Raw genomic sequence first — 21,878 nt, forward strand, 5'->3', positions numbered from 1 at the left:
GCTGCCAACCCGTGAGGAGAGCGACGATGCGTGCTAGGGGATATCGCCTGGGGGCGCTCGTGGGGGGCCTGGGGTTGATCGCGACGATGTCGACGATGGGGGTGGGGGCCGCGAACGCGACGCCCGCCCCGTCGGCACCGCCGGCGGACAAGTCCTGCTGGATCGCCATCGACACCGGCGACAGCCTCTGCGTTCCCGCCGGCGACGACCTGGTGGCCGCCGTTGCGGAACAGAAGGGCGTTCGACTCGTCATCCCCGACGGCACGGTTCTCGGTGGCGTGGCCGTGAACTCCGCACGTTCAGACCTCGCACCGGCCGCGGCGCTGGCGAGCGTCGCACTCTCCGCGATCTACGACGACGTGAACTACGGCGGAAGCTCGTACGTCATGTCGGTCAGCGGCGGCAATTGCTCGGTCTCGGCCTACGGACTCACCGATCTGAACGGGATCGGCTGGTACGGCCGGGTCTCGTCGTACAAGAGCTTCGGCACCTGCAAGACCGCCCTCTTCAAGAACACGAACTACGGAGGGACCTCCACCGGCTACGCCGTCAACGCCGCCTCGCTCGGGTCGATGAACGACCAGGCGAAATCGTGGCGCGTCTCGGGCTGAGACGATCTCGCGGTCTGAGGACACTACTGGAGTAGACACTCTTGTCCACGACAAAGGAGACTCCGATGACCTCGAACCCGTCCCCGTCCGCCCGCCCCGGATCCCTGGCCTCCGCCATCGACCTTCCGCCCACGCAGCCGATCGACATCTCCGAGCTGATCACCCGCGCTCTCGCCGAACACTGACCGAGCTGCGCCGGCTAGAGCTGAGCCATGATCTGGCGGGCGATCACACGCCCCGCCCGATTGGCGCCGATCGTGCTGGCCTGCGGGCCGTAGCCGGCCAGGAAGATGCGCGGATCCTGCCAGGAGGCGCCGGAGGCGACCGTGAGGCCGCCCGCCTTCTCGCGCAGCTTCAGCGGAGCGAGGTGACGCAGTTCGGGTCGGAAGCCCGTCGCCCAGATGATCGTATCCGCCTCGGTGAACGAACCGTCGGACCAGCGCACACCGTGCTCTTCGATGGCGGCGAACATCGGGCGTTCCACGAGTAGGCCACGGTCGACGCCGGAGGCGATGCGCCGGGTCCTCGGCACGCCCGTGCCGCTCACGATGCTGGGGAGCGCCCCGCCGGCGCGGGCCGCCGCATCCTGGGCCGCCACCGCTGCGACGCCGCCCTCGATGGTCAGCTCCGACTCATCCTTGAACTCGACCGGACGACGGGTGGCCCAGGTGACCTGCCGCACCACATGCTCCAGTTCCAGCAGGAAGCCGATCGCCGACGTGCCGCCGCCGACCACGACCACCGACTGCCCGGCGAACTCGTCGGCGGCGAGGTAGGAGGACGTGTGCACATGCCGTCCGGCGAATACGTTCATTCCCGGGTAGTAGGGCACGAAAGGTGCACCCCAGGTTCCGCTGGCGTTCACAACGACGCGGGCGACCGTCTCGCCGGCCGTGTGCTGCACCACGAGGTCGGCCCCACGGTCGAACACGCTCGTCACCGTCACCGGCCGCTGCACGGCGAGCCCGAAATGCTCCTCGTATCGGCGGTAGTAACCGGCGACGATGTCCTTGGCGGGAAGAGACCGGTCGGCGGTCTCGAAACTGATACCCAGCTCCGCCATGCCCGGCAGGTCGTTGACATGATGAGCACTGCCCAGTTTGAGCGCATCCCACCGATGCTGCCAGGCCCCGCCGGTGGCCGGGCCGCGGTCGTAGAGCACGAAATCGACGCCGGGCGTGAGCTCGAAACGGCGCAGATAGTAGGCGACGGCGAGGCCCGCCTGGCCCGCACCGACGATCGCCACCTGGGTCTCGGTGTTCGTCGCGGTCACGCGCTCATCCCATCATTCATGCCTGTGTGGGAACTCGGGGCGGGGCGGGTCCCCCATGCTAAACTAGCGGTTAGTTTTCACTGTTCCTGTTCGGATTCCCGGGTGGCTCATTGCCCACCCGGCCTGGCACCGTAAGGGGGTCACGCATGGGGCGCGGCCGTCAAAAGGCAAAGCACACCAAGATCGCGCGCGAGCTGAAGTCGTTCAGCCCGGACGTGAACTACGACGCGCTCGAGCGCGAGCTCACCGGGCACGCCCACCACGACACTCAGTACGACGCGTGGGCCGACTACGAGCCCGACGCCGGTGGCTACCAGGAAGACTTCGAGGAGCACGACCAGCCGAAGCGCGCATAGCCGACCGAGGCGCCGCTAGAGCCAGCCCTTTTCGGCGGCGATCGCCGCCGCCTCCGAACGGTTCCGCGCACCCGTCTTGCCGATCGCGCTCGACAGGTGGTTGCGCACGGTTCCTTCGCTGAGGTGCAGCGCGCGGGCGATGTCTGTGATGCTGCCACCCTGCGCGGCCACGACGATCACCTCCGTCTCACGCGGCGTGAGCGGCGAGCTGCCGGAGGCGAGCGACTCCGCGGCGAGCGCCGGGTCGACGACGCGCAGGCCCGAGGCCACGCGTCGCACCGCATCCGCGAGCTGACCGGAGGGCGTGTCTTTGACGACGAATCCCGAAGCCCCCGCCTCCATCGCGCGGCGCAGATAGCCGGGCCGGCCGAAGGTGGTCACGATCAACGAGCGGCACGACGGCAGCGTCTCCCGCAGCGCCGATGCCACCTGGATGCCGTCCAACCCCGGCATCTCCACATCCAGCAGCGCCACATCAACCAAGCCGGCACGTGCCGCCGCCACCACCTCGTCACCTCGGCCTACCTGCGCGACCACCTCGAGGTCGGCCTCCAGGTCGAGGAGCGCCGCGAGTGCCCCGCGCACCAGCGCCTGATCGTCGGCCAGGAGCAGCCGGATGGTCTCGGTCACGCTTTCGCCTTCCGTACGGTCAAACGGACGCCGCCGTGCTCGCTCGGGCCGACGAGCACCCGGGCTCCGACCGTACGCGCGCGGACGGTGAGGCCGTCGAGGCCCGAACCGCGCGTCGGGGTCGCCGCCACGTCGACATCGGGCGCACCCACCACGCCCACCGCGGCCAAACCGCGCCCGTCATCCTCGATCTCGAGGGTGTCTGGCGAGACCGTCACCCAGCAGTTCCGCGAGCCGGAGTGACGGATGACATTCGTCACCCCTTCCCGCAGCACCCACCCGAAGAGCTCCCTCAGATTCGGGTCGACACCGTCGCCGCTCCGCGGAAGATGCGCCTCGATGTCGGCGGCCGCGAGCCCCGCCTGAGCGGCGGCGAGTTCGGTGGAGAGACTCATCTCGCGGTACCCGGCGACGGCCGCACGCAGATCGGCGAGAGCCGAACGGCTGAGACGTTCGATGTCGGCGATCTCGGCTTCCGCCTTCACCGGGTCGATCGTGACGAGACGCCGTGCCAGCTCCGATTTGACCGTGACGACGGTGAGGGAGTGCCCGAGCACGTCGTGCATGTCCCGCGAGAACCGCGCGCGCTCCTCGATCACGGCGAGCCTCGCGATCTCGCCCTGCGCCCGGCGGAGCCGACGGAACGACTCGAGCTGCCGGGCGAAGGCGAACATCATGATGCCGATCGACACCGTGATGAGGGCGATGTACCAGTTGTCGTCGAACGTCCCGGTGATCGTGATGATGACCAGCTGCGCCGCACCGAGGCCACCGATGATGCCGATCGCCAGCGCCGGGCGGAAGGCGAGCATCCCGGTCATGCAGGCCACGTAGACCCACGTCCAGCACGCGGCGAGCCCGATGAACGGGAACAGGGTCAACGTCAGCAGGAAGTACGCGGCGATGACCACCATCCTGGTCCGCTCGCTCGACGCCCAGAACAGCGGGGGAAGCACCAGGAACCCGATACTGATGACCGCGAGCAGGGTGGTGACGATCACCTTCGTGCCCACGCTGCCCGGCCCCGCCCAAAGGGTGAAGAAGGTCGAGACCTGATAGATCAGCCCGATCAGCGCACCCGGATACCAGCGACGCGCGGAGAGGTGGGTCAGCTTCGCCCAGACGCCGTCGGGTGTCTCGTACTGCGAACTGTCCACCGTCAACACACTAGTCACTGGATCCGGCCCCGGGCACGGCGCCCCGTCGCCGCTCCGGGCTGCGGGCCCGCGATCGTCTGCGGGGATCCACACCATCAGCTGCGCGAGGCGTCTCGGCGGTAACGCCAGACGACGAGGCCGCCGAGCACGAGCGTCCACCCGAGGAGGACCAGAGCGGGCTCCAGCACCCCGCCGCTCTGGTGGGCGCCCATCTGCCCGAGCCGGTTCAGCCAATAGGAGGGAACGATCTGGGCAACGTTCGCGACCCAGGCCGGGAAGATCTGCAACGGAACCCAGAGCCCACCGAGCACCGCCATACCCATGAACACCGCCATGAAGAGGGGCTGGGCGAACTCCGGCTTCGCGAGCTGGCCGATCAGGATACCGAGCAGCGCGAACGGGACGACTCCGAGCCACAGCCCGAGCCCCGCGGTCAGCCAGTTGCCGAGCGGCAGTGGCGAATGGAAGAGCATCGACGACACCGCGAAGATCACGATGATGGAGACGAGCGCCATGAGCAGGGCGGCGATCAGCTTGGAGAAGAGGTAACCGAGGCCCGAGAGCGGTGTGATGCGCAACTGACGGTTCCAGCCGATGGACCGCTCGGTGACGATGTTGAACGCCTGCGACAGCGCCGCCATCATGCCGCCGTACCCGGCCACCTGGATGGTGGTGACCACGATCCATGGCAGCTTGGTGGTCGGGTCGACCTGCCCGCTCGCCCCGAAAGCGCCGCCGAAGGCGACGAGCATCACGAGAGGGACGGCGAGGGTGAAGACCAGTGCTCGCGCGTTCTTGATCTGGCGCAGAGACTCGAGTCCGAGGTAGGCGATGCTCATCGCTGGGCTCCGTTCAGGGCGGCGCCGGCGGGGGCGGCATGGGCGGCGTCCGCGTTCGCGGTGCCTTCGGTGAGAGCGAGGAACGCGTCGTCCATCGTGTGGGCCGTGACCTCGATGTCGTGGATGTCGGCGTGCTCGGCGAGCAGCGCGCGCAGAGTCGTATCCGAGTCGTCGCTGACGATCGTGAACTGTTCGCCACGCCGGTCGAGCGAGCGCACGCCGGGAAGGCGTCGCAGCCTGGCCTCTGCCTCGGCCGACCAGGCGAAACCGAAGCCCGCGCGGATGCGGCGGCCCGAGACGACAGCCTTCACCTCTCCGGGGGTTCCGTCGGCCACCACCCGCCCCGCGTTGAGCATGACGATGCGGTCGGCGTAGGTGTCGGCCTCGTCGAGGTAGTGCGTGGCGAAGACGACGGTGCGGCCTTCGTCCGTGAACTCCCGCATCGACTGCCAGAAGGTGCGGCGAGCCTCCACATCCATCGCAGCGGTCGGCTCGTCGAGGAAGAGCAGGTCGGGGTTCGAGACGACGGCGACCGCGAACCGGGCCCGCTGCATCTGCCCTCCGGAGAGCTTGCTGACCTTCTGTTTGGCGATCTCGGTGCAGCGGGCGCGTTCAAGCGCTTCGGCCACGCTGAGCGGATGCCGGTGGGCGGCAGCGACGAGGGCAACCGACTGCGCCACGGTGAGGGTCGGCAGAAGCGCGCCACCCTGGAGCATCGCACCGACGCGCCCCTCCTGGATGGCACGGCGCGGGTTCTCCCCGAAGAGCTCGGCCGTTCCCGAGGTCGGGTGCGCCAGGCCGAGCGCCAGGTCGATCGTCGTCGACTTTCCTGCGCCGTTCGGACCGAGCAGCGCGACGACCTCACCACGGTCGATGCTGATGGTGACGCCGTTGACGGCCTGCAGGGAGCCGAATGACTTCCGCAGGTCGGTGAGCTGGATGGCAGGTGTTCGATTCACGCTTTCAGCGTGCCGAACGGGCCGCGCCCCCACGAAGAGCATCCGTCAGGGTTCGGGGGTGACATTTGTCACCCCCTGAGCTCAGGCTTTGGCCTCGCGGGAGCCGCCGAACCGCACAAGCCCGACGACACCGAGAATGCCGCCGACTGTCAGCAGGGCCGCGCCGATCATGAGCATGAGGTCTTCCCCGGCGCGTTTCAGCGGGGGCGCCGTCGGGTCGATCGCCGGCAGGGCGGAGTCCGGCCCGGCGCCCGGAGGGCTGTCGGAGAGCGTGACGACTCCCGCACCCGCGCGGGAGTATGGAACGGCCGGCAGTGCGACCGCGGCTCCGGCCGCATCCACTGTCGTGCTCGCCCGCTGCAGCAGGACGAAGAACGTCGCGGCGGCCGAGCCGGCCGGCCGGTGCGCGAGCGGAACGATGATCGTCGCCGAACGCTGCCCCTCGGCCAGCACGAGCCGCCCGCGGGTGGCGGTGTAGTCGGTGCCGGCCACGGCCGACCCGTCTGCGGTCGTGTAGTCGACGGATGCGGTTCCCGCGTCGCTCGCCCGAGTCACGGTCAGCACAGCCTGATCGGCGGAGGGGGAGAGCACCGGCGTCATGATGGAGAGCGCGCCGCTGGCGGCAGAGACGGTGAGCGTGGCCGTCGCCCGCGAACCGAGCAGCGGGGAGCCGTCGGCCGGAACATAGTGCGCCGTGACCGTGTGCGCACCGGATGCGGGGGCGGGGAGAGTCACGCGGGCGACACCGTTCGCCGCGACGGTGGCCCGCACGGGGTCGTTCGCATCGACCGCGAACTCGACCCGGCCGGTGTCCGGCGCCGCCAGCAGCATCCGCGTGACGGCCGCCGTCAGGGTGACCGTGTCGCCGGTTGCGACGGTCGCGGGAGCGGAGAGCACGACGGTCGTGACCGTGGCGCAGGGCGGCGAGGCTTGGTCGGCCGCGGCGGAGGCGGACCCGATGAGCCAGGTGGTCGGAGCGGCGACGGGATCGACCGTCACGGTCCAGACGCCGTGGTGGTCACCGGGGAGGAAGGCGCTCGGTTGCCCGCGATCGGTCGCTCCGGGGGTGACCAGGTTGGCCGCCGCTCCGGCCGGCACGGAGACCGGGGCCGTGGCGCTGCTGCGGTAGCCGAAGACCACGGTGCGCACCGCGACTCCGCTGTCGAGGGACGCGTCGACGACACAGTCGACGACGGGTGTGACGGCGTCGGCGGGCGATGTGGCCGGCACCGTCGATGCGCTCGGCGGCAGCGCCATCGCGGCCGGCGCGATCACGGCGACCCCGAGCAGCGCGAGACCGAGAGAAGCGAGCGCGCATGCCGCACGGATACTGGCATGCGTTCGGCTCACAGCCGCAACTCTATCCACCCGGGGTGACCCACCGCGTCTACCCATCCGGGTGTCGCCCCGGCCTCGCCCGCCCGCGTCGGGCCCGATCAAGCGAGGACGCGGCTGTGGCCGGCGGGAAGGAGGGACGAGGAGCCTAGGCGGGGTAGGCGCCGGTGAGGCGCACGGCACCGCCGTCGACGCCCTTGGCACCCTGCTCGAAACCGGCGAAGTCGCGGGATGCCGTGGCGACAGTCCCGGCCGCCCAGGCCGGAATGCCCGCGGCGACGATGGCCGCGATCACGGCGTCGGCCTTCTCAGCGGCAACGACGGCGAACATGCCGATGCCCAGGTTCCAGGTGCCCTCGCTCGACTCCAGGGTCGAGCCGGCGAGGTCGCCGAGCACGCGGAAGACCGGGGGCGGAGACCAGAGGGCACGGTCGAGCTCGACCCACGAGCCGCGGGGCAGCACCCGGGCGAGGTTGGCCGCGATTCCGCCGCCCGTCACATGGCTCAGCGAATGCACGGCACCGGCCAGCGCCGGGGTCTGCAGCACGTCGAGCAGGGGCGTGGTGTAGAGGCGCGTCGGCTCGAGCAGGGCCTCGCCAACGGGGCCGCCGAGCTCATCCAACCGGTCGGTGTAGCCGATCTTCGCCTGGGCGAGGATGTGGCGCACGAGCGAGAAACCGTTCGAGTGGAGGCCGGAGGAGGCGAGGGCGACCACCACATCACCGTCGCGCACACGGTCGGGGCCGAGCAGCGCATCCGCCTCGACGGCGCCGACGGCCGCGCCAGCCACGTCGTAGTCGTCCGGGCCGAGCAGACCGGGGTGCTCGGCCGTCTCGCCGCCCACGAGGGCCGTTCCTGTCGCGGAGCAGGCTCGGGCGATGCCCGCGACGATGTCGGCGATGCGGGAGGGGACGACCTTGCCGCAGGCGATGTAGTCCGTCATGAAGAGGGGTTTGGCACCGACCACGATGATGTCGTCGACGACCATGCCCACGAGGTCTTGGCCGATGGTGTCGTGCTTGTCGAGCGCCTGGGCGATGGCCACCTTCGTGCCGACGCCGTCGGTGCTCGTGGCCAACAGCGGACGTTCGAACGCTTTCAGTGCGGAGACATCGAACAGCCCGGCGAAACCGCCGAAGCCACCGACCACATCCGGTCCGTGTGTGCGGGAGACCGCCGCCTTCATCAGCTCGACCGCGAGGTCGCCCGCCGCAGTGTCGACGCCGGCCGCGGCGTAGGAGGCGGAGGCGGTCGGGGCTGCGTGCTGATCGGTCACCGGTTAAGGGTACCGGGTGTCAGCCCGCTGCGATGCCCGTGATCGTGCGACCGTTCAGCGGTTGCACCGGTCGGTGGTTGTCCGAGTAGATGTCGGTGAGGTCGTGCAGCTGCGCGGGCGACACGGTGAGCGGGTGGAGGTAGACGTTCCACAGCACGTCCGCGGTGCAGGGCGGGCTGGTGAGCGAGCCGATGTACCGCGCGCTCGTCGACCCGGGCGGGATGAGCGCGGCCGGGTCGATCGGCTCGGTCAGGTCCACCCTGTCTGTCCCCACCGTCACCGGATGCGGCATCGACGAGAACACTTCGTCGAGCGCGGCGTTCGCGGCACCGGTGCGAAACAGCACGCTCATCACCGCGATGGCGCCGGTGCTGCTGACGTGCACGAGCTGCAGCTCGGCCGCGGCCGGGCGGCCGTCGAGCTCGTGCTCCGACCCGGCGTGGAAGTCGAGTTCCCGCAGGTCGTACCGGGTTCCGGCGATGGTGATCGCATAGGCGTGAGGGTCGTCAGCGACAGCGACGATCATGTGTCCGTCGTTTCCGAGCTCGAACGATGCTGGCCGGTCGTGCAGCACGACGGGCGCCGCGGTCGGATCGATCGCGAGAGTGCTCGTGTCGATATCGACGGGCGATTGCCGGGATGCGCGAGTCGTCGAGCAGGCCGGGTCGAGCGTCTGCCACTGGGCCGGACCGGTGTCGGCGCCGTACGACCAGCTCGGCCGCGCCTTCTCGGCCGTGGCGGCGGATGCGCATCCGCTCAGCGCGACGGAGGCGGCGAGCAGCAGGGAGGTGGCGGCGATGATTCTGCGCATGACACCCTCAGTTGTAGCTCTTCTTGCAGTGTGTGCAAAATTGACGGATGAGTCCGGGCCGATCCGCCCGCGCACCCGCTCTCGCTAAAGTCGGCGGGATCGCTCGACGCGACTCATGATGACGAGGCCGATGACGGCGGCGACCGCGAAGGCCGCGGGAATGAAGAAGACGAGCGGGAGACCGATCGCGGCGACGCCGAGGCCGCCGGCCAGGCCGCCGATGGCGGAACTGATCGCGGTCGAGCTGAGGAAGATCGCGGAGGCCGTGGCGACGGCGGCCGGGAGAAGGCGCTGCGCGACGATGATCCCGAGCGCGGCGAAGACACCCCAGACCGCGCCCATCAGGATCTGTCCGGCGAAGAGCCCGACGGCCGTGCCCGTTGTGGCGAAGCAGACATTCGCGGCGACGCCGCAGGCAGCAGCGACCGCCATGAGCCGGATCATGCCGATGCGACGGCCGACCAGCACCGCGAGAGGCATGAGCGCGAGTTCGACGAGAGGCTGGATGCCGATGATCGCGCCGCTGAGGGCCGGAGCGAGGCGCAACTGCTCGTTCATGTAGATCGGCAGGTACGCATACTTGACCGATTCGCCCGCATAGACGCAGATGTACAGCCCAGTGAAGGCGAGCAGCGGCAGCATCACGCGGAACGTCGGTGCGCTCGAGCGGGGCGCCGGATCGTCGGGGGTGGAGGGCACCGGGGTGCCACGGAGACGGCCGAGGGGGATGATCTGCGCGAGGGTGGCGACGGCCACGGCGACGAACATGACGCGGAGCCCGGCAGCGGCGGCCAGGAAGGAGCCGAGCACGGGGCCGAGCACCCACCCGGCGGTGAGCGCCATTCGCACGACGGCGACGACCCCGTCATCGGCGGTGGTGGGTCGTGCGGTGAGTTCGTCGTGGACAGCCGCGAACAGCTGGGAGGTCGCGGCGCCGGCGAAACCGAGCACGACGATGCTGATGACGAAAGGCATCCATAGCTGGGTGGAGAACGCGATGCCGATCCACCCTGCGAAACCGGCGACGGCGCAGAGCCGGAAGAGTCCGAGCCGCTTGCCGGTGCGGTCGGAGCGCGAGCCGACCAAGTAGCCGGCGATCGGAGCGGTGAGATTGGTCAGGTAGTAGAGGCCGGCGACGGGGAGCGAGGCACCGAGATCTCTGACGAGGAACGATGCGATGAGGGGCGCGGCGGCGGAGATCCCGAGCCCGGAGAGGAAGAGTGCCAGCGTGGACGCCCGGTAAAGCGGATGCGCGAGAACGAGCCGGAGCGCCGAACTCCGGGCACCTGAGGAGGCGACGCGCGTCGGTGATGTCTCGGTCATCGCGCCTCCCCGAACACAGCACTGACGACCTGGTGTTCGATGTCGAGACCGGACCATTCGTCGACGAAGTCGTCGTCGTAGACGAGCGCGAGCGGGCCGTCGAACCCGTTGTCGCGGAGGGTCTCCAGCGAGCGACGGTAGTCGTCGAGGTCGCCGCCGGCAGGACCGAAGTGGCACTTCGCGTGGCAGGTCTCACCGCGGGCCGCGACCGCGGCAAGGTCGTCGTACTTGGTCTCGCCGACCCAGTTGCCGGTGTCGATCAGGAGGCCGACCGCGCCGCCGGCCGCATCGAGGAGCTGCAGCACTTCGCGAGGACCGGGGGTGAGTTCGAGCCAGTTCTCGGTCACGATGCGGATGCCGTCGTGGTCGCGAGCGAGCCGCGCGAGACCCTGGGCGCTCGCGCGGAGCGTCTCCTCGTCAGGTGCCGATCGACCCGCGATGACCCGGGCGCGCCGTGCCCCCAGGATGGTCGCATCCTCGACCCAGCCGCTGATCCAGTCACGGTGCGCTTCGCCGTCGTCGGGGTTCGTCAGGTCGCCGTCGTCGATGAGCAGCGCGTCGAGGGCTATGCCCGACTCGGCCAGCGCCTGCCAGAGCTCGTCGAGGTAGCCCGCCTCCCGCGACGGCAGATGGAAGTGGCAGAGCTGCACGGTGTCGAACCCGCGCAATTTCAGCAGGGCGGGCAGCTCAAGCAGCGGCACGCCGGAACCGAGCGTGCGGTGCAACGACCAGGACGAGACGGTCTTCAATGACTTCTCCAGACAGGGGCGAGGGGCGGGGATGCGGCGGCCGGCACGGAGTCAGGCGATGACGATCTCGACGCCGAGGGAGCGGAGCTCGGTGAGCACGTCCTCCGGCGCCGTGTCATCGGTGACCACGACGTCGACGTCGCGGAAGCCGCAGGTGACGGACATCGCCGACCGGGAGAACTTCGCCCCTTCGGCGATCAGTACCACGCGGCGACCGGCACCGACCATCGCCCGCTTCGCCGCCGCATCCTCGAGGTCGTGCGCGGTGACGCCGTCTTCGATCGAGGCGCCGCAGCAGCTGAGGAACACGGTGTCGAAGCGCAGCCCGCGAAGCGACTGTTCGAGCAGCGGGCCGACGATCGACCCCTCTTCCGGGTTGACGGAACCGCCCGGAAGCAGGATGTGCGCGGTCTCGCTTCCCGCGAGCGCGTTGAGGGCCTGGATACTGAAGGGCATGACGGTCAGTCGGCGCGACGCCAGCCGCCGGGCGAGCTCAGCCGCCGTGGTGCCGCTGTCGACGCACACCGCTTCGCCGTCGGCCACCAGGGCCGCGGCCGCCACCGCGATCCGCTCCTTCGCCGAAGTGTCTTCGAGGCGGCGCAGCGCGTAGGGCAGGCCTTCGCCACGCATCCGCACGCTCACCGCTCCGCCGCGCACCCGGCGCAGGATGCCGGCCCGGGCGAGCTGGTCGAGGTCACGGCGGACGGTGACCTCGGACACGTCGAAGGCGGAGGCGACATCGGTGACGTCGACGCGACCGCGGGCGTTGAGGGCCTCAAGGATGGCCTCGTGTCTCGGGTTTCCGCTCATGTCGACAAACATACACGGATGATGTTCGTTTGGTCATGTATTGTGAATGTTCTGTCGCCGCGTGCATCCAGGAAGGACGGTCGTGACCGTGACGAAACACCTGCTCGTGGACTTCGGCGAAGTGATCAGCCGACCACAACCCCCCGCCGCCATGACCGGGATGGCCGCCCTTGTCGGCCTGCCGCCCGAGACGTTCAGCGAACGGTACTGGGCGTTCCGGGCGCCATACGACCGCGGCTCATCGGCGCAGGAGTATTGGGCCGACGTCGTCGGCCGGCCCGTGCCCCGAGATGAGCTCGCCGAGCTCCGACGCCGTGACCTCGAAAGCTGGACCCACCTGAACACCGCGACGATCGCGGCACTGCGCGACGCCTACCGGCGAGGAGCCCAGCTGACCCTGCTGTCGAACGCGCCCCACGACCTCGCCGAGGAGGTCGGCCGGCACGCCGATCTGACGGAGGTCTTCACGCTGCTGCTGTTCAGCGCCGAGCTGCGCCTGGCGAAACCGACACCGGAGATCTTCGACATCGCTCTTTCGCTCGCCGAACGGCCTCCGGAGGACACACTGTTCATCGACGATCGCGACGAGAACCTCCGCGCGGCCGAATCCCGCGGCATCCGCACGCACCGCTTCACCGCGGCCGAGACCCTCGACGCCACGCTCCGGGACATCGACTTCCTCCCGCCGCGGCCACCGTCTCGGAACCGGGCGGGTTGAGCCGGAAGTCGCGGTTGGAGACGAACACGCGCAGCGATTCGAAGCCTATTGAGAACCTGAGAGACCTCTCAGGCAGTTTCGAAACCGTTCAGAGAAGGTTCATTCGTGCCGTCTTCGAGCCATCGACGGCGCCCGCCGAAGCGTTCCGGGCGCGCCGGACCCGGCCGATCCACCGGCGGCAGAGCCACGATGTCGGCGGTCGGCCGAACGAGGGACTACTCCTGACGGGCCGGATCGCCGAGCGTCGCCGCGGGGAGCAGGGACTCGAGCTCGGAGTCGGGACCGGGGTCGCATCCGTCGGCCGCAGCCGCGCCCTCGACGGGCGATTCGGCGCCGGCGGGACGCTCCAGCAGGTTCTTGCCGAGGTGGTGCGCATCCGGGAGCTCGATCGGGTAGACCCCGGTGAAGCAGGCGGTGCAGAGACGCTCGCGCGGCTGCTCGGTGGCGGCGATCATCCCTTCGGCCGAGAGGTAGCCGAGGCTGTCAGCGCCGATCGACTGCCGCACCTCGTCGACGGCGAGGCCGGTCGCGATCAGTTCGGCGCGCGAGGCGAAGTCGATGCCGTAGAAGCACGGCCAGGTGATGGGCGGGCTGGAGATGCGCACGTGCACCTCGGCGGCGCCGGCCTCACGCAGCATGGAGACGAGAGCACGCTGCGTGTTGCCGCGCACAATCGAATCGTCGACGACCACCAGACGCTTGCCCTTGATGACCTCTTTGAGCGGGTTCAGCTTGAGCTTGATGCCGCGCTGACGGATGGTCTGCGACGGTTGGATGAACGTGCGACCCACATAGGAGTTCTTCACGAGACCCTGGCCGAAGGGGATGCCCGATGCCTGGGCGTACCCGATCGCGGCCGGCGTGCCCGACTCCGGGGTGGGGATGACGAGGTCGGCTTCCACCTGGTGCTCGCGGGCCAGCTGCCGGCCCATCTCGACGCGGGCCTCGTGCACGCCACGGCCGGCGATGGTGGTGTCGGGCCGGGCGAGGTAGACGTACTCGAAGACGCAGCCGGCGCGCTTCTCTTCGGCGAACCGCTGGGTGCGCAATCCGTTCTCGTCGATCGCGACGAGCTCGCCCGGCTCGATCTCGCGCACAAAACTGGCGCCGACGATGTCGAGGGCGGCGGTCTCGGAGGCGACGACCCATCCGCGCTCAAGCCGGCCCAGTACCAGCGGACGCACACCCTGCGGGTCGCGGGCGGCATAGAGGGTGTGCTCGTCCATGAAGACGAGACAGAATGCGCCGCGCAGGTGCGGAAGCACCTCGAGGGCAGTCGCCTCCAGCGTGTGGTCGAGGTCACCGGTGAGCAGCGCCGTGACCACGGCGGTGTCGGTGGTGTTGCCGCGGGAGAGCTCGCCGTCGAGCTCCGGGTAGCGGTCGTGCACGAGCTGCATCAGCTCGGCCGTATTGGTGAGGTTGCCGTTGTGGCCGAGCGCGACCGTTCCACTCGCGGTGCGGCCGAGCGTCGGCTGCGCGTTCTGCCAGGTGGATGAGCCGGTGGTCGAATAACGGCAGTGGCCGACGGCGATGTGGCCGGTCAGGGAGTTGAGGGCGTTCTCGTTGAACACCTGCGAGACCAGACCCATGTCTTTGTAGATGAGGATCTTGTTGCCGTCGCTGGTGGCGATGCCGGCCGACTCCTGGCCGCGGTGCTGCAGGGCGTAGAGGCCGAAGTAGCTGAGCTTCGCCACCTCCTCGCCCGGAGCCCAGACGCCGAAGACACCGCAGGCATCCTGCGGACCCTTCTCGCCGGGCAGAAGATCGTGACTGAGAAGACCGTCGCCTCCGGACAAACCGGAACCCCCTTAGATCGGGATGAGTTAGTTCTCGATGGATTTGTGGGTGTCGGATGCTTCGTCGACAGCCGCTGACTCGCTGTGGGTGACGTGCACGTCCAGTCTATCCGCCAGAACGGTACGCGCCCTGCGCGTGCTGGAACGGTCGATCAGCAGGGCGACGAAAGCCCCGAGCGCCACGCCGACGACCACGCAGAACAGCAGCAGGAAGCCGAAGACGGTTCCGCGGTCGTAGGTGGGGTTCGGCGGGAAGGCGAACGTCAGGATCAGCGCGACGACCACGAACACCAGCGCACCCGCCAGCATGAACCGGAAGTACCTCGGCGAGCGCTTGACCCGCACCGAGCTCTCGGTGACGGTGGCCTGCTCCTCGGGGTTGTCGCTCATGTCCCTATTGTCCCTTAATGAAGCTGGGAGCGGAGCCTCACGAGATTCCGGCGACCCGCAGCGGCAGGAGCCCGTGCAGGTCTGCGCGCTGACCGGAGGCGTGCACCTGCCCCGCCGCCACGGCCTGCTCCCACGTCGTGCGGCCGGTGGCGAGTGCGAGCCAGGTGGCCGCATCCGTCTCGATCACGTTGGGCGGGGTGCCGCGCGTGTGACGGGGGCCCGGGATGCACTGCACAGCTCCGAACGGCGGCACCCGAACCTCCACGGTGTTGCCGGGCGCCCGCTCCGCCAGCAGTTGCAGGAGGTAGCGCACCGCTGTCGCCCGTGCGTTGCGGTCCGCGCCCTCCCCCAGCGCGGCGTGCACCGCCGCCTCACCGTCCGCATCCTGGATCTTCGCCCTCGCCATCCCCCCATCCTCCCGCACGCCCGTTCGGAGGAAACGGAGGAAACGAAAGAAAGGGGGATGGGTAGGATTTGGGCGTGAAGATTCTGGTGCTGGGTTCGGGCGCGCGCGAGCACGCCATCGTCACGTCGCTGCTGACGGAAGAGGTGGCGCACGAGATCGTCGTGGCGCCGGGCAACGCCGGGATCGCCCAAGACGTGTCGGTCGAACCGGGCCTGGACCCGCTGAACGGCGAGGCCGTCACCGAGTACGCGATCGAGCACGACATCGATCTCGTGGTGATCGGGCCGGAGGCACCGCTGGTGGCCGGAGTGGCCGACCCGCTGCGCACGCGCGGCATCCCGGTGTTCGGCCCCGGCAAGGTGGCGGCGCAGCTCGAAGGCTCCAAGACGTTCGCGAAGCGGATCATGGATGCGGCCGGTGTTCCCACCGGCCGTGCCGTCCGCGCCACCACCCTGCTCGAGGCCGAAGAGGCGCTCGACGCGTTCGGAGCCCCCTACGTCGTGAAGGCAGACGGGCTCGCCGCCGGCAAGGGCGTTCTCGTCACCGAGGACCGCGAGGCGGCCGTCGCCCACAGCTCGCACTACCTGGAGCACGGCGCCGTCCTCGTCGAAGAGTTCCTCGACGGCCAAGAGGTGTCGCTGTTCCTCGTGAGCGACGGCCACACCGTGCTGCCCCTCTCGCCCGCGCAGGACTACAAGCGCCTGCTCGACGGCGACGCCGGCCCCAACACCGGCGGCATGGGCGCATACTCCCCGCTCCCGTGGCTGCCGGAGACGTTCGTCGACGAGGTCATCGAGACCGTGGCCCTGCCCACCGTGCGCCAACTCGCCCGCGAGCAGACCCCGTTCATCGGGCTGCTCTACTGCGGGCTCATCCTGACCGGCCGCGGCATCCGCGTCATCGAGTTCAATGCCCGCTTCGGCGACCCGGAGACCCAGGTTGTTCTGCCGCGTCTGGTCACGCCGCTCTCCGAGCTGCTGTTCGCGGCCGCCACCGGCGCTCTCGCCACGCAGCCGCGGCCAGAGTTCGCGCTCGACGTGGCCGTCGCCGTCGTGCTCGCCAGCGAAGGCTACCCGGAAGCCCCGCTCACCGGCCGGGCGATCACCGGGCTCGACGAGGCCGCCGCCGTCCCCGAGGTGACGATCGCGCACGCGGCGACGGTCCGGGATGCCGCGACCGGCGCCCTGCTCGCGACCGGCGGCCGGGTGCTCTGCGTCGTCGCCCGCGGGACCACCTTCGCCGAGGCGCGCGCGCTCGCTTACGAGGCGGTCGGGAAGATCGGCCTCGACGGCTCGCAGTACCGCACAGACATCGCCGCCCGCGTCGTCTGAACCGGTTGCAGGCTCAGTCGAGCAGGCGGGCGAGGAAGGCGTTGCGGAACGTGCCCTGCGGGTCGAACGTCTCCGTCAGCGTGCGGAACTCCGCGAGCCGCGGATAGCGGGTCGGCACGACACCGGCAGTGTCGCGATAGACCTTGCCCCAGTGAGGCCGGGCTCCCAAAGGGAGAAGGGCATCCTCGACAGCGGGCAGCACCGCTTCGACGCCCGCCTGATCTCGCAGCCAGGTGAAGTGCAGGCCGACCGCATCCGTCTCGTAGGCCGACGACAACCACAGTCCGTCGGCGGCGACTGTGCGGATCTCGGTGACCTGGAGCAGCGGGGCCACGAGCGGGCCGAGCGCGCGGACGGCCTCGATGGCTTCCACCGCGCGAGCACGTGGCACGAGGTACTCCGACTGGATCTCTTCGCCGTTGGACGGCGTGAACTCGAGACGGAAGTGGGGAAGCCGCTCGTTCCACGGGCCGACGACGCCGAGCTGCTCGGTGGTGTTGCGCACATCCATGGTCGGGATCATGTGCCTCGGCTCGGTGAGCGCGCGGGCGCCGAAGAAGTCGTCGCCGACGGTGACGGTGTCGCCCTCCCGCTCCTTCAGCCAGGCGAGACCGACCGCATCCTCGGTCCAGGTCGTGAAGAGGGAGACGCTGTACGCCGCCGAGGTGATGTCGTCGAACCGGTCGAACACGGTCGACCAGGGCAGGGTCTCGAACAACCGCTGGCGCACGCCGAACGTGGGCTGGATGTCGAGCGTCAACTCGGTCACGACGCCGAGGGCACCGAGCGAGACGACCGCGCCGGCGAACGACGGATCGTCGCGATCGAGATCGACGATCTCCCCGTCGGCGCGCAGGATGCGCAGGGCCCGCACCGCGGTGGCCAGGTTGCCGTTGCGGTCGCCCGACCCGTGGGTGGCGGTGGCGACGGCGCCGGCCACCGAGATGTGCGGGAGCGAGGCCAGGTTCGCCAGCGCCCAGCCGGAATTCTGCAGCACGCGGGCGAGGTCGCCGTAGCGGGTGCCGCCGCCGACGGTCACGGCCCGGGCCCCCTCATCGATGCGCACCTCGGCGGGAAGCCCGGCCGTGCTCACCAGAAGATCAGTGTCATCGGCGAGATCGTTGAACGAGTGCCGGGAGCCGAGCGCCCGCACGGAGCGCGCCGCGACGATGAGGTCACGCAGCTCGTCGACGCCGGTGGGATGCGCGATGCGCTTCGCCCGGTACTCGTGATTCCCAGCCCAATTCCACTCGCCCACGCCGGCCTCCTTCGAACCTGTGCGCACCAGTCTCGCAGGTTGTGTGACCGTGCACATGAACGCGAGACGACTATGTCTTCTCACGGCCGACCCGCGCTGGTAGCGTGACGACTACGGCGCCGCGCCGTAGAGCGAGCGGAGGAATTGCGTGACCGATTTCGAGTACGGACCAGCTGAATTCATCGTCGCGCAATTCGACAGCGACAGACCATCGCCGGGTGTGGTGCAGGCGATCCTCGATCTCCTCGACACCGGAACGGTGCGGCTGCTCGATCTGCTCTTCGTGTCGCGTGCGCCGAGCGGTGAGGTCACGCTGCTCGAATTCGACGATGTCGGCGACGAGTACGGCCTGGCCGGCGTCACCCTGGAAGCCAGCGGGCTCGCCGGCGCCGAAGACGTGGACGACATCACCGAGCTGATCGATCCCGGCACCTCCGGCGCGATCCTCGTGCTCGAACACACCTGGGCCAAGAACCTCGCCAACCGGTTCTTCGCCGCGGGCGGGAGCGTCGTGCACGCCGAACGCATCCCGGCACCGGTCGTGAACGCCGTGCTCACCGAAGCCGCCGAGGAGTGACCACCGCAGGCCTCAGGCGCTCCGGCGCATCCACAGCGGGGCTGCATCACGCGGCCGCGTACGAGAGCAGAAGGAGAACACCATGCCGTTCATCCGTCGAGTAGGTCGTCCCGGATTGCTGGGGCTCGCCGCCCGCACCGCGGTCGTCGCGGGAACCGCGACCGCCGTCGCCGGTGGGATGCGCTCCCACCAAGAGGCGAAGGCGCAGGAGCAGTACGAGGCCGAACAGTTCCAAGCCCAGCAGCAGCAGGCCGCCATGGGTGCGGCGGCGCAGCAGGCCGTGGCGCAGGCGACGCCGGCGGCCCCGGCGGATTCCGGCGGCTCCGATCTGATGACTCAGCTCTCCCAGCTGGGGGCACTGCACTCGCAGGGCATCCTGTCGGACGATGAGTTCAGCGCGGCGAAGGCCAAACTGCTCGCGTAGGGAACGGTTGGGGCGGCGTCAGTCGTGGCGCGATTCATCGCGAGCGTAGCCAGGGTGCCCGTCGGGGCCGAGCCCCGCCCCTGCCGCGACTTTCGCCAGCAGGCGCGAGAGCACGAGACGTTCGTCGTCGTCGAGCGTTTTGAGCAGTCCGTCCTGGTGCGCGTCGGCGACGGTTCTCAGCTGCGCCAGAAGGGCGGTTCCGGCGTCGGTGAGTTGGAGCTCATAGTTGCGACGGTCTTTCGCGCTGCGGACTCGTTCGACGAGCCCCCGGTTCTCGAGGTCGTCGACAAGGGCGACGAGCCGGCTGGGCACCGTGCCGAGCCGGCCGGCGAGCTCGCGCTGGCTGATGCCCGGGCTGCGGCCGAGGGCCCGCAGAGCCCCGGCGTCGCGCGGCGTGAGACCGATCTCGGCGACACGCGCAGCGAAGCGGTCGGCGGCGTGCGCGCCGAGCTGCGTGAGCAGGAAGGCGGTGCGCGGCGATGGCCGTTCGGGGCGGGGGGCGGATGCGACGGTCACGGATCCAGAATACCCCTTGCGATAAACGATTACAAAGTGTAATCATTTCATCATGAACGCTCTTCCTGCTCCCGCCCGCCGATCGGGCGGACCCCATCTGGGCACACTGGCCATCGTCTCGGCCGCGCTCCTGCTCGCCTCCCTCCTCATCGGCGCTGTGCTGACAGGCGGCCAGGCCTTCGTCTCGCCATTCGACGGGAAAGACGCGGTCATGGCGTACGCGCAGAAAGACTGGGCGAGCATCCGGGTCACCTCGATGCTGCAGTTCGGTTCCGCCGTCCCGCTCGGCATCTTCGCCGCCACGGCGTTCGCGCGTCTCCAGCGGCTCGGCGTGCGCGTCCCCGGGCCGGCCATCGGTTTCTTCGGCGGCCTGACCGCCTCGGTGCTGCTCATGGTCTCGGCCCTGGCCGAATTCGTACTCAGCCGCCCGGAGGTCACGACGGATGCGAACCTCGCCCTGGCGCTCTCCTTCCTGTCGTTCGCCACCGGGGGCGTCGGCTCCGTCACCGGCATGGGTCTGCTCCTCGCCGGCATCGCGGTGCCTGCCCTCATCCTGCGCCTGTTCCCCCGCTGGCTCGCGTGGGCCGGGCTCGTCATCGCCGCACTGGCGGAACTCAGCTTCCTCTCGCTCGCGGTCGAACCGCTGCAGTTCCTGCTGCCCATCGGGCGCTTCGGCGGAATGCTGTGGCTGATCGCCGCCGGCTTCCTGCTGCCGACCGACCGCCGCGACGTGCGCGACCGGAGCCACGAGGTGCGCGGCGGATCACCGGCGGGGGACGACGGCACGAGCGAGTAGCGCCGCACGCGCCCCTTAAGATGGGCGCGTGACTTCCTCAGCCGCCCTGCCCTCCTGGTCGCACGTCTACTCCGGAAAGGTGCGCGACCTCTACGTTCCCGAGCGGGCCGGCGGCCTCGAAGACACCGACGCCGTGCTCGTGGTGGCGAGCGACCGGGTGAGCGCCTTCGACCACGTGCTCGTGCCGGGCATCCCCGGAAAAGGGGAACTGCTCACCACCCTGAGCCTGTGGTGGTTCGACCGGCTGTCGACGGTGCCGAACCACCTCATCCCCGACCACCGCCTGGTGGGCGATCGGGTCGTCGAAGCGATCCCGGATGCGGTGGCCGGCCGTTCCATGCTGGTGAAGCCACTGCACATGTTCCCGATCGAGTGCGTGGTGCGCGGCTACCTCACCGGTAGCGGGTGGGCGGAGTACCAGGCGACGCAGGGCGTGTGCGGCATCCCCCTGCCCGCCGGGCTCGGCAACGGCGACCGGCTGCCCGAACCGATCTACACGCCCGCATGGAAGGCGCCGCTCGGGCAGCACGACGAGAACATCAGCTTCGAGCGCACGATCGAACTCGTCGGCGCACCGGTCGCCGAGGAACTGCGCCGACTGTCTCTGCTGATCTACCGTCTGGGCTCCGAGATCGCCGAGGCACACGGCGTGATCATCGCCGACACCAAGTTCGAGTTCGGAGCCGACCGCACTACCGGCGAGATCACCCTCGCCGATGAGGTGCTCACCAGCGACTCGAGCCGGTACTGGGATGCGGCGGCCTACGCCGCGGGCACCACCCCGGCCGAGCGGATGGCCAGCTTCGACAAGCAGATCGTTCGCGACTGGCTCGCCGCCCATTGGGACAAGAACGGCACTCCGCCGGCCCTTCCGGCAGATGTCGTGGAGCGGACGGCCGCGCGCTACCGCGAACTGCTCGCCCGCCTCACAGCGGATTGAGCGCGGCGCGGACGCCTCACCGCGGGGTCGAAGCCTTGCCGGGCCAGAGGGTATAGCTCACCGGCCAGATCGCGCAGATGCCGAGCACGAGCGTGAGCGTCGAGAGCCAGCCCTGGAGGGCCGCGGTGCGGTCGTGGTCGCCGACGATCGCGATCGCTGCGAGGAGCAGCACGCAGGCGATCGCCCAGGCGACGACGGTCAGGCCGAACTGTCTCCACTCGTGGCGCACACGCGGCGGTCCTCCTTTCGGCACTGTCACCGGTGCCGGGCCGCCGGCGAACCGGTGGGCGAAACGCGCATCCATCCGGGTGATGATGCCGTGACCGAACGCGACCGAGAAGCCGAGGTAGGCGGCCGCGAGACCGTGCGTCCATTCGGCGGTCGCTCCCCGGGCGAGGTCGAGGACGGTGGCGGCCAGGAGGACAAGGTCTGTCACAGGCACCAGAACGAGCAGCATCCCACCGAGGCGGCGGCGGCGCAGCACATAGCGAGAGAGGAGTCCGGCCAGCAGGAGGATCCAGAACAGGATCTCGCAGGCGACGATCACAGCGATGAGCATGCTCATTTCTAGCACAGTCGTACTAGACTCGTCGAGGG

At 69.6% G+C, this 21,878-nt stretch carries 25 protein-coding genes; 8 read left to right on the plus strand and 17 right to left on the minus strand.

Annotated features, from left to right (window positions below; all coding sequences use genetic code 11):
- The first annotated feature begins 26 nt into the window (after positions 1 to 26).
- Positions 27 to 611: a hypothetical protein gene (locus tag K5L49_RS10390; protein WP_223692533.1), complete on the plus strand. Its 585-nt coding sequence runs from the start codon at positions 27 to 29 to the stop codon at positions 609 to 611.
- Between the two features lie 199 nt (positions 612 to 810).
- Here K5L49_RS10390 and K5L49_RS10395 read toward each other — a convergent pair whose 3' ends face one another.
- Complete coding sequence (locus tag K5L49_RS10395) at positions 811 to 1,884, minus strand: NAD(P)-binding domain-containing protein (RefSeq protein ID WP_223692535.1); 1,074 nt, start codon at positions 1,882 to 1,884, stop codon at positions 811 to 813.
- Positions 1,885 to 2,030: 146 nt separating this feature from the next.
- Between K5L49_RS10395 and K5L49_RS10400 the strand changes: the two genes are divergently transcribed.
- The gene (locus K5L49_RS10400; protein ID WP_223692537.1) at positions 2,031 to 2,240 is read left to right on the plus strand and encodes a DUF3073 domain-containing protein; all 210 of its coding nucleotides are present in this window, start codon (positions 2,031 to 2,033) and stop codon (positions 2,238 to 2,240) included.
- Between the two features lie 15 nt (positions 2,241 to 2,255).
- Here the strand turns inward: K5L49_RS10400 and K5L49_RS10405 are convergent, their stop codons facing one another.
- The 10 genes from K5L49_RS10405 to K5L49_RS10450 form a co-directional block, all read right to left on the minus strand.
- On the minus strand, positions 2,256 to 2,870 hold the full coding sequence (locus K5L49_RS10405) for a response regulator transcription factor (RefSeq protein WP_223692538.1): 615 nt from the start codon (positions 2,868 to 2,870) through the stop codon (positions 2,256 to 2,258).
- A complete protein-coding gene (locus K5L49_RS10410; protein ID WP_223692540.1) occupies positions 2,867 to 4,027 on the minus strand; it encodes a sensor histidine kinase in 1,161 nt (386 codons plus the stop codon). The genes K5L49_RS10405 and K5L49_RS10410 overlap by 4 nt, the downstream gene beginning before the upstream one ends.
- A gap of 95 nt (positions 4,028 to 4,122) precedes the next feature.
- Entirely contained in the window at positions 4,123 to 4,866 is a 744-nt protein-coding gene (locus K5L49_RS10415; protein ID WP_223692541.1) for an ABC transporter permease, read from the minus strand.
- Positions 4,863 to 5,825 (minus strand): ABC transporter ATP-binding protein, encoded by a 963-nt coding sequence (locus tag K5L49_RS10420; protein ID WP_223692543.1) that lies wholly within the window; start codon positions 5,823 to 5,825, stop codon positions 4,863 to 4,865. Before K5L49_RS10420 ends, K5L49_RS10415 begins: the two co-directional genes overlap by 4 nt.
- 81 nt (positions 5,826 to 5,906) lie before the next feature.
- The gene (locus K5L49_RS10425) at positions 5,907 to 7,175 is read right to left on the minus strand and encodes an Ig-like domain repeat protein (RefSeq protein ID WP_223692545.1); all 1,269 of its coding nucleotides are present in this window, start codon (positions 7,173 to 7,175) and stop codon (positions 5,907 to 5,909) included.
- A gap of 133 nt (positions 7,176 to 7,308) precedes the next feature.
- Positions 7,309 to 8,436 carry a phosphoribosylformylglycinamidine cyclo-ligase gene (gene purM, locus K5L49_RS10430; RefSeq protein ID WP_223692546.1) on the minus strand — a complete coding sequence of 376 codons (1,128 nt, stop codon included), beginning with the start codon at positions 8,434 to 8,436 and terminating at the stop codon, positions 7,309 to 7,311.
- A 19-nt stretch (positions 8,437 to 8,455) separates the two neighbouring features.
- Positions 8,456 to 9,247 carry a carbonic anhydrase gene (locus tag K5L49_RS10435; protein WP_223692548.1) on the minus strand — a complete coding sequence of 264 codons (792 nt, stop codon included), beginning with the start codon at positions 9,245 to 9,247 and terminating at the stop codon, positions 8,456 to 8,458.
- Positions 9,248 to 9,331: 84 nt separating this feature from the next.
- Positions 9,332 to 10,570, minus strand: a complete 1,239-nt coding sequence (locus K5L49_RS10440; protein ID WP_223692550.1) for an MFS transporter — start codon at positions 10,568 to 10,570, stop codon at positions 9,332 to 9,334.
- Positions 10,567 to 11,319 (minus strand): sugar phosphate isomerase/epimerase family protein, encoded by a 753-nt coding sequence (locus tag K5L49_RS10445; protein ID WP_223692551.1) that lies wholly within the window; start codon positions 11,317 to 11,319, stop codon positions 10,567 to 10,569. The genes K5L49_RS10440 and K5L49_RS10445 overlap by 4 nt, the downstream gene beginning before the upstream one ends.
- 51 nt (positions 11,320 to 11,370) lie before the next feature.
- The gene (locus K5L49_RS10450; RefSeq protein WP_223692553.1) at positions 11,371 to 12,129 is read right to left on the minus strand and encodes a DeoR/GlpR family DNA-binding transcription regulator; all 759 of its coding nucleotides are present in this window, start codon (positions 12,127 to 12,129) and stop codon (positions 11,371 to 11,373) included.
- A gap of 82 nt (positions 12,130 to 12,211) precedes the next feature.
- Here K5L49_RS10450 and K5L49_RS10455 point away from each other — a divergent pair, with 82 nt between their 5' ends.
- Positions 12,212 to 12,847, plus strand: coding sequence for an HAD-IA family hydrolase (locus K5L49_RS10455; RefSeq protein WP_223692554.1), 636 nt, complete (start codon positions 12,212 to 12,214; stop codon positions 12,845 to 12,847).
- A 215-nt stretch (positions 12,848 to 13,062) separates the two neighbouring features.
- Here K5L49_RS10455 and purF read toward each other — a convergent pair whose 3' ends face one another.
- The 3 genes from purF to K5L49_RS10470 are packed head-to-tail and all read right to left on the minus strand — an operon-like array spanning position 13,063 to position 15,439.
- On the minus strand, positions 13,063 to 14,643 hold the full coding sequence (purF, locus tag K5L49_RS10460) for an amidophosphoribosyltransferase (RefSeq protein WP_223692556.1): 1,581 nt from the start codon (positions 14,641 to 14,643) through the stop codon (positions 13,063 to 13,065).
- A gap of 27 nt (positions 14,644 to 14,670) precedes the next feature.
- The gene (locus K5L49_RS10465) at positions 14,671 to 15,033 is read right to left on the minus strand and encodes a hypothetical protein (RefSeq protein ID WP_223692557.1); all 363 of its coding nucleotides are present in this window, start codon (positions 15,031 to 15,033) and stop codon (positions 14,671 to 14,673) included.
- A 37-nt stretch (positions 15,034 to 15,070) separates the two neighbouring features.
- Positions 15,071 to 15,439, minus strand: coding sequence for a sterol carrier family protein (locus K5L49_RS10470; protein WP_223692559.1), 369 nt, complete (start codon positions 15,437 to 15,439; stop codon positions 15,071 to 15,073).
- Between the two features lie 74 nt (positions 15,440 to 15,513).
- Between K5L49_RS10470 and purD the strand changes: the two genes are divergently transcribed.
- Positions 15,514 to 16,770 (plus strand): phosphoribosylamine--glycine ligase, encoded by a 1,257-nt coding sequence (purD, locus tag K5L49_RS10475; RefSeq protein ID WP_223692560.1) that lies wholly within the window; start codon positions 15,514 to 15,516, stop codon positions 16,768 to 16,770.
- A gap of 13 nt (positions 16,771 to 16,783) precedes the next feature.
- Here the strand turns inward: purD and K5L49_RS10480 are convergent, their stop codons facing one another.
- Entirely contained in the window at positions 16,784 to 18,028 is a 1,245-nt protein-coding gene (locus K5L49_RS10480; protein WP_223692561.1) for an FAD-binding protein, read from the minus strand.
- Between the two features lie 148 nt (positions 18,029 to 18,176).
- On the opposite strand from K5L49_RS10480, the gene K5L49_RS10485 reads away from it, so the two are divergent.
- Together K5L49_RS10485 and K5L49_RS10490 are read left to right on the plus strand one after the other, a co-directional pair.
- Positions 18,177 to 18,605 (plus strand): DUF6325 family protein, encoded by a 429-nt coding sequence (locus tag K5L49_RS10485; RefSeq protein WP_223692562.1) that lies wholly within the window; start codon positions 18,177 to 18,179, stop codon positions 18,603 to 18,605.
- 82 nt (positions 18,606 to 18,687) lie between these two features.
- Entirely contained in the window at positions 18,688 to 19,029 is a 342-nt protein-coding gene (locus K5L49_RS10490) for an SHOCT domain-containing protein (protein ID WP_223692563.1), read from the plus strand.
- 18 nt (positions 19,030 to 19,047) lie between these two features.
- Here the strand turns inward: K5L49_RS10490 and K5L49_RS10495 are convergent, their stop codons facing one another.
- Positions 19,048 to 19,545 (minus strand): MarR family winged helix-turn-helix transcriptional regulator, encoded by a 498-nt coding sequence (locus K5L49_RS10495; RefSeq protein WP_223692564.1) that lies wholly within the window; start codon positions 19,543 to 19,545, stop codon positions 19,048 to 19,050.
- Positions 19,546 to 19,597: 52 nt separating this feature from the next.
- Between K5L49_RS10495 and K5L49_RS10500 the strand changes: the two genes are divergently transcribed.
- Together K5L49_RS10500 and K5L49_RS10505 are read left to right on the plus strand one after the other, a co-directional pair.
- Positions 19,598 to 20,341 (plus strand): hypothetical protein, encoded by a 744-nt coding sequence (locus K5L49_RS10500; RefSeq protein ID WP_223692565.1) that lies wholly within the window; start codon positions 19,598 to 19,600, stop codon positions 20,339 to 20,341.
- A gap of 28 nt (positions 20,342 to 20,369) precedes the next feature.
- Positions 20,370 to 21,281 (plus strand): phosphoribosylaminoimidazolesuccinocarboxamide synthase, encoded by a 912-nt coding sequence (locus tag K5L49_RS10505; RefSeq protein WP_223692566.1) that lies wholly within the window; start codon positions 20,370 to 20,372, stop codon positions 21,279 to 21,281.
- 16 nt (positions 21,282 to 21,297) lie between these two features.
- Here K5L49_RS10505 and K5L49_RS10510 read toward each other — a convergent pair whose 3' ends face one another.
- Positions 21,298 to 21,846: a hypothetical protein gene (locus K5L49_RS10510; RefSeq protein ID WP_223692567.1), complete on the minus strand. Its 549-nt coding sequence runs from the start codon at positions 21,844 to 21,846 to the stop codon at positions 21,298 to 21,300.
- Positions 21,847 to 21,878: the final 32 nt, after the last annotated feature.

The sequence above is a fragment of the Leifsonia poae genome (assembly GCF_020009625.1).
Lineage (GTDB): Bacteria > Actinomycetota > Actinomycetes > Actinomycetales > Microbacteriaceae > Leifsonia > Leifsonia poae_A.

Excerpts from the sequence above, each read along its gene's own strand:
- K5L49_RS10390 (WP_223692533.1), top strand. The coding sequence starts at position 27 with ATGCGTGCTAGGGGATATCGCCTGGGGGCGCTCGTGGGGGGCCTGGGG.
- K5L49_RS10400 (WP_223692537.1), top strand. The coding sequence starts at position 2,031 with ATGGGGCGCGGCCGTCAAAAGGCAAAGCACACCAAGATCGCGCGCGAG.
- K5L49_RS10415 (WP_223692541.1), bottom strand. The coding sequence starts at position 4,866 with ATGAGCATCGCCTACCTCGGACTCGAGTCTCTGCGCCAGATCAAGAAC.
- K5L49_RS10435 (WP_223692548.1), bottom strand. The coding sequence starts at position 9,247 with ATGCGCAGAATCATCGCCGCCACCTCCCTGCTGCTCGCCGCCTCCGTC.
- K5L49_RS10440 (WP_223692550.1), bottom strand. The coding sequence starts at position 10,570 with ATGACCGAGACATCACCGACGCGCGTCGCCTCCTCAGGTGCCCGGAGT.
- K5L49_RS10450 (WP_223692553.1), bottom strand. The coding sequence starts at position 12,129 with ATGAGCGGAAACCCGAGACACGAGGCCATCCTTGAGGCCCTCAACGCC.
- K5L49_RS10465 (WP_223692557.1), bottom strand. The coding sequence starts at position 15,033 with ATGAGCGACAACCCCGAGGAGCAGGCCACCGTCACCGAGAGCTCGGTG.
- K5L49_RS10470 (WP_223692559.1), bottom strand. The coding sequence starts at position 15,439 with ATGGCGAGGGCGAAGATCCAGGATGCGGACGGTGAGGCGGCGGTGCAC.
- K5L49_RS10490 (WP_223692563.1), top strand. The coding sequence starts at position 18,688 with ATGCCGTTCATCCGTCGAGTAGGTCGTCCCGGATTGCTGGGGCTCGCC.
- K5L49_RS10500 (WP_223692565.1), top strand. The coding sequence starts at position 19,598 with ATGAACGCTCTTCCTGCTCCCGCCCGCCGATCGGGCGGACCCCATCTG.
- K5L49_RS10510 (WP_223692567.1), bottom strand. The coding sequence starts at position 21,846 with ATGAGCATGCTCATCGCTGTGATCGTCGCCTGCGAGATCCTGTTCTGG.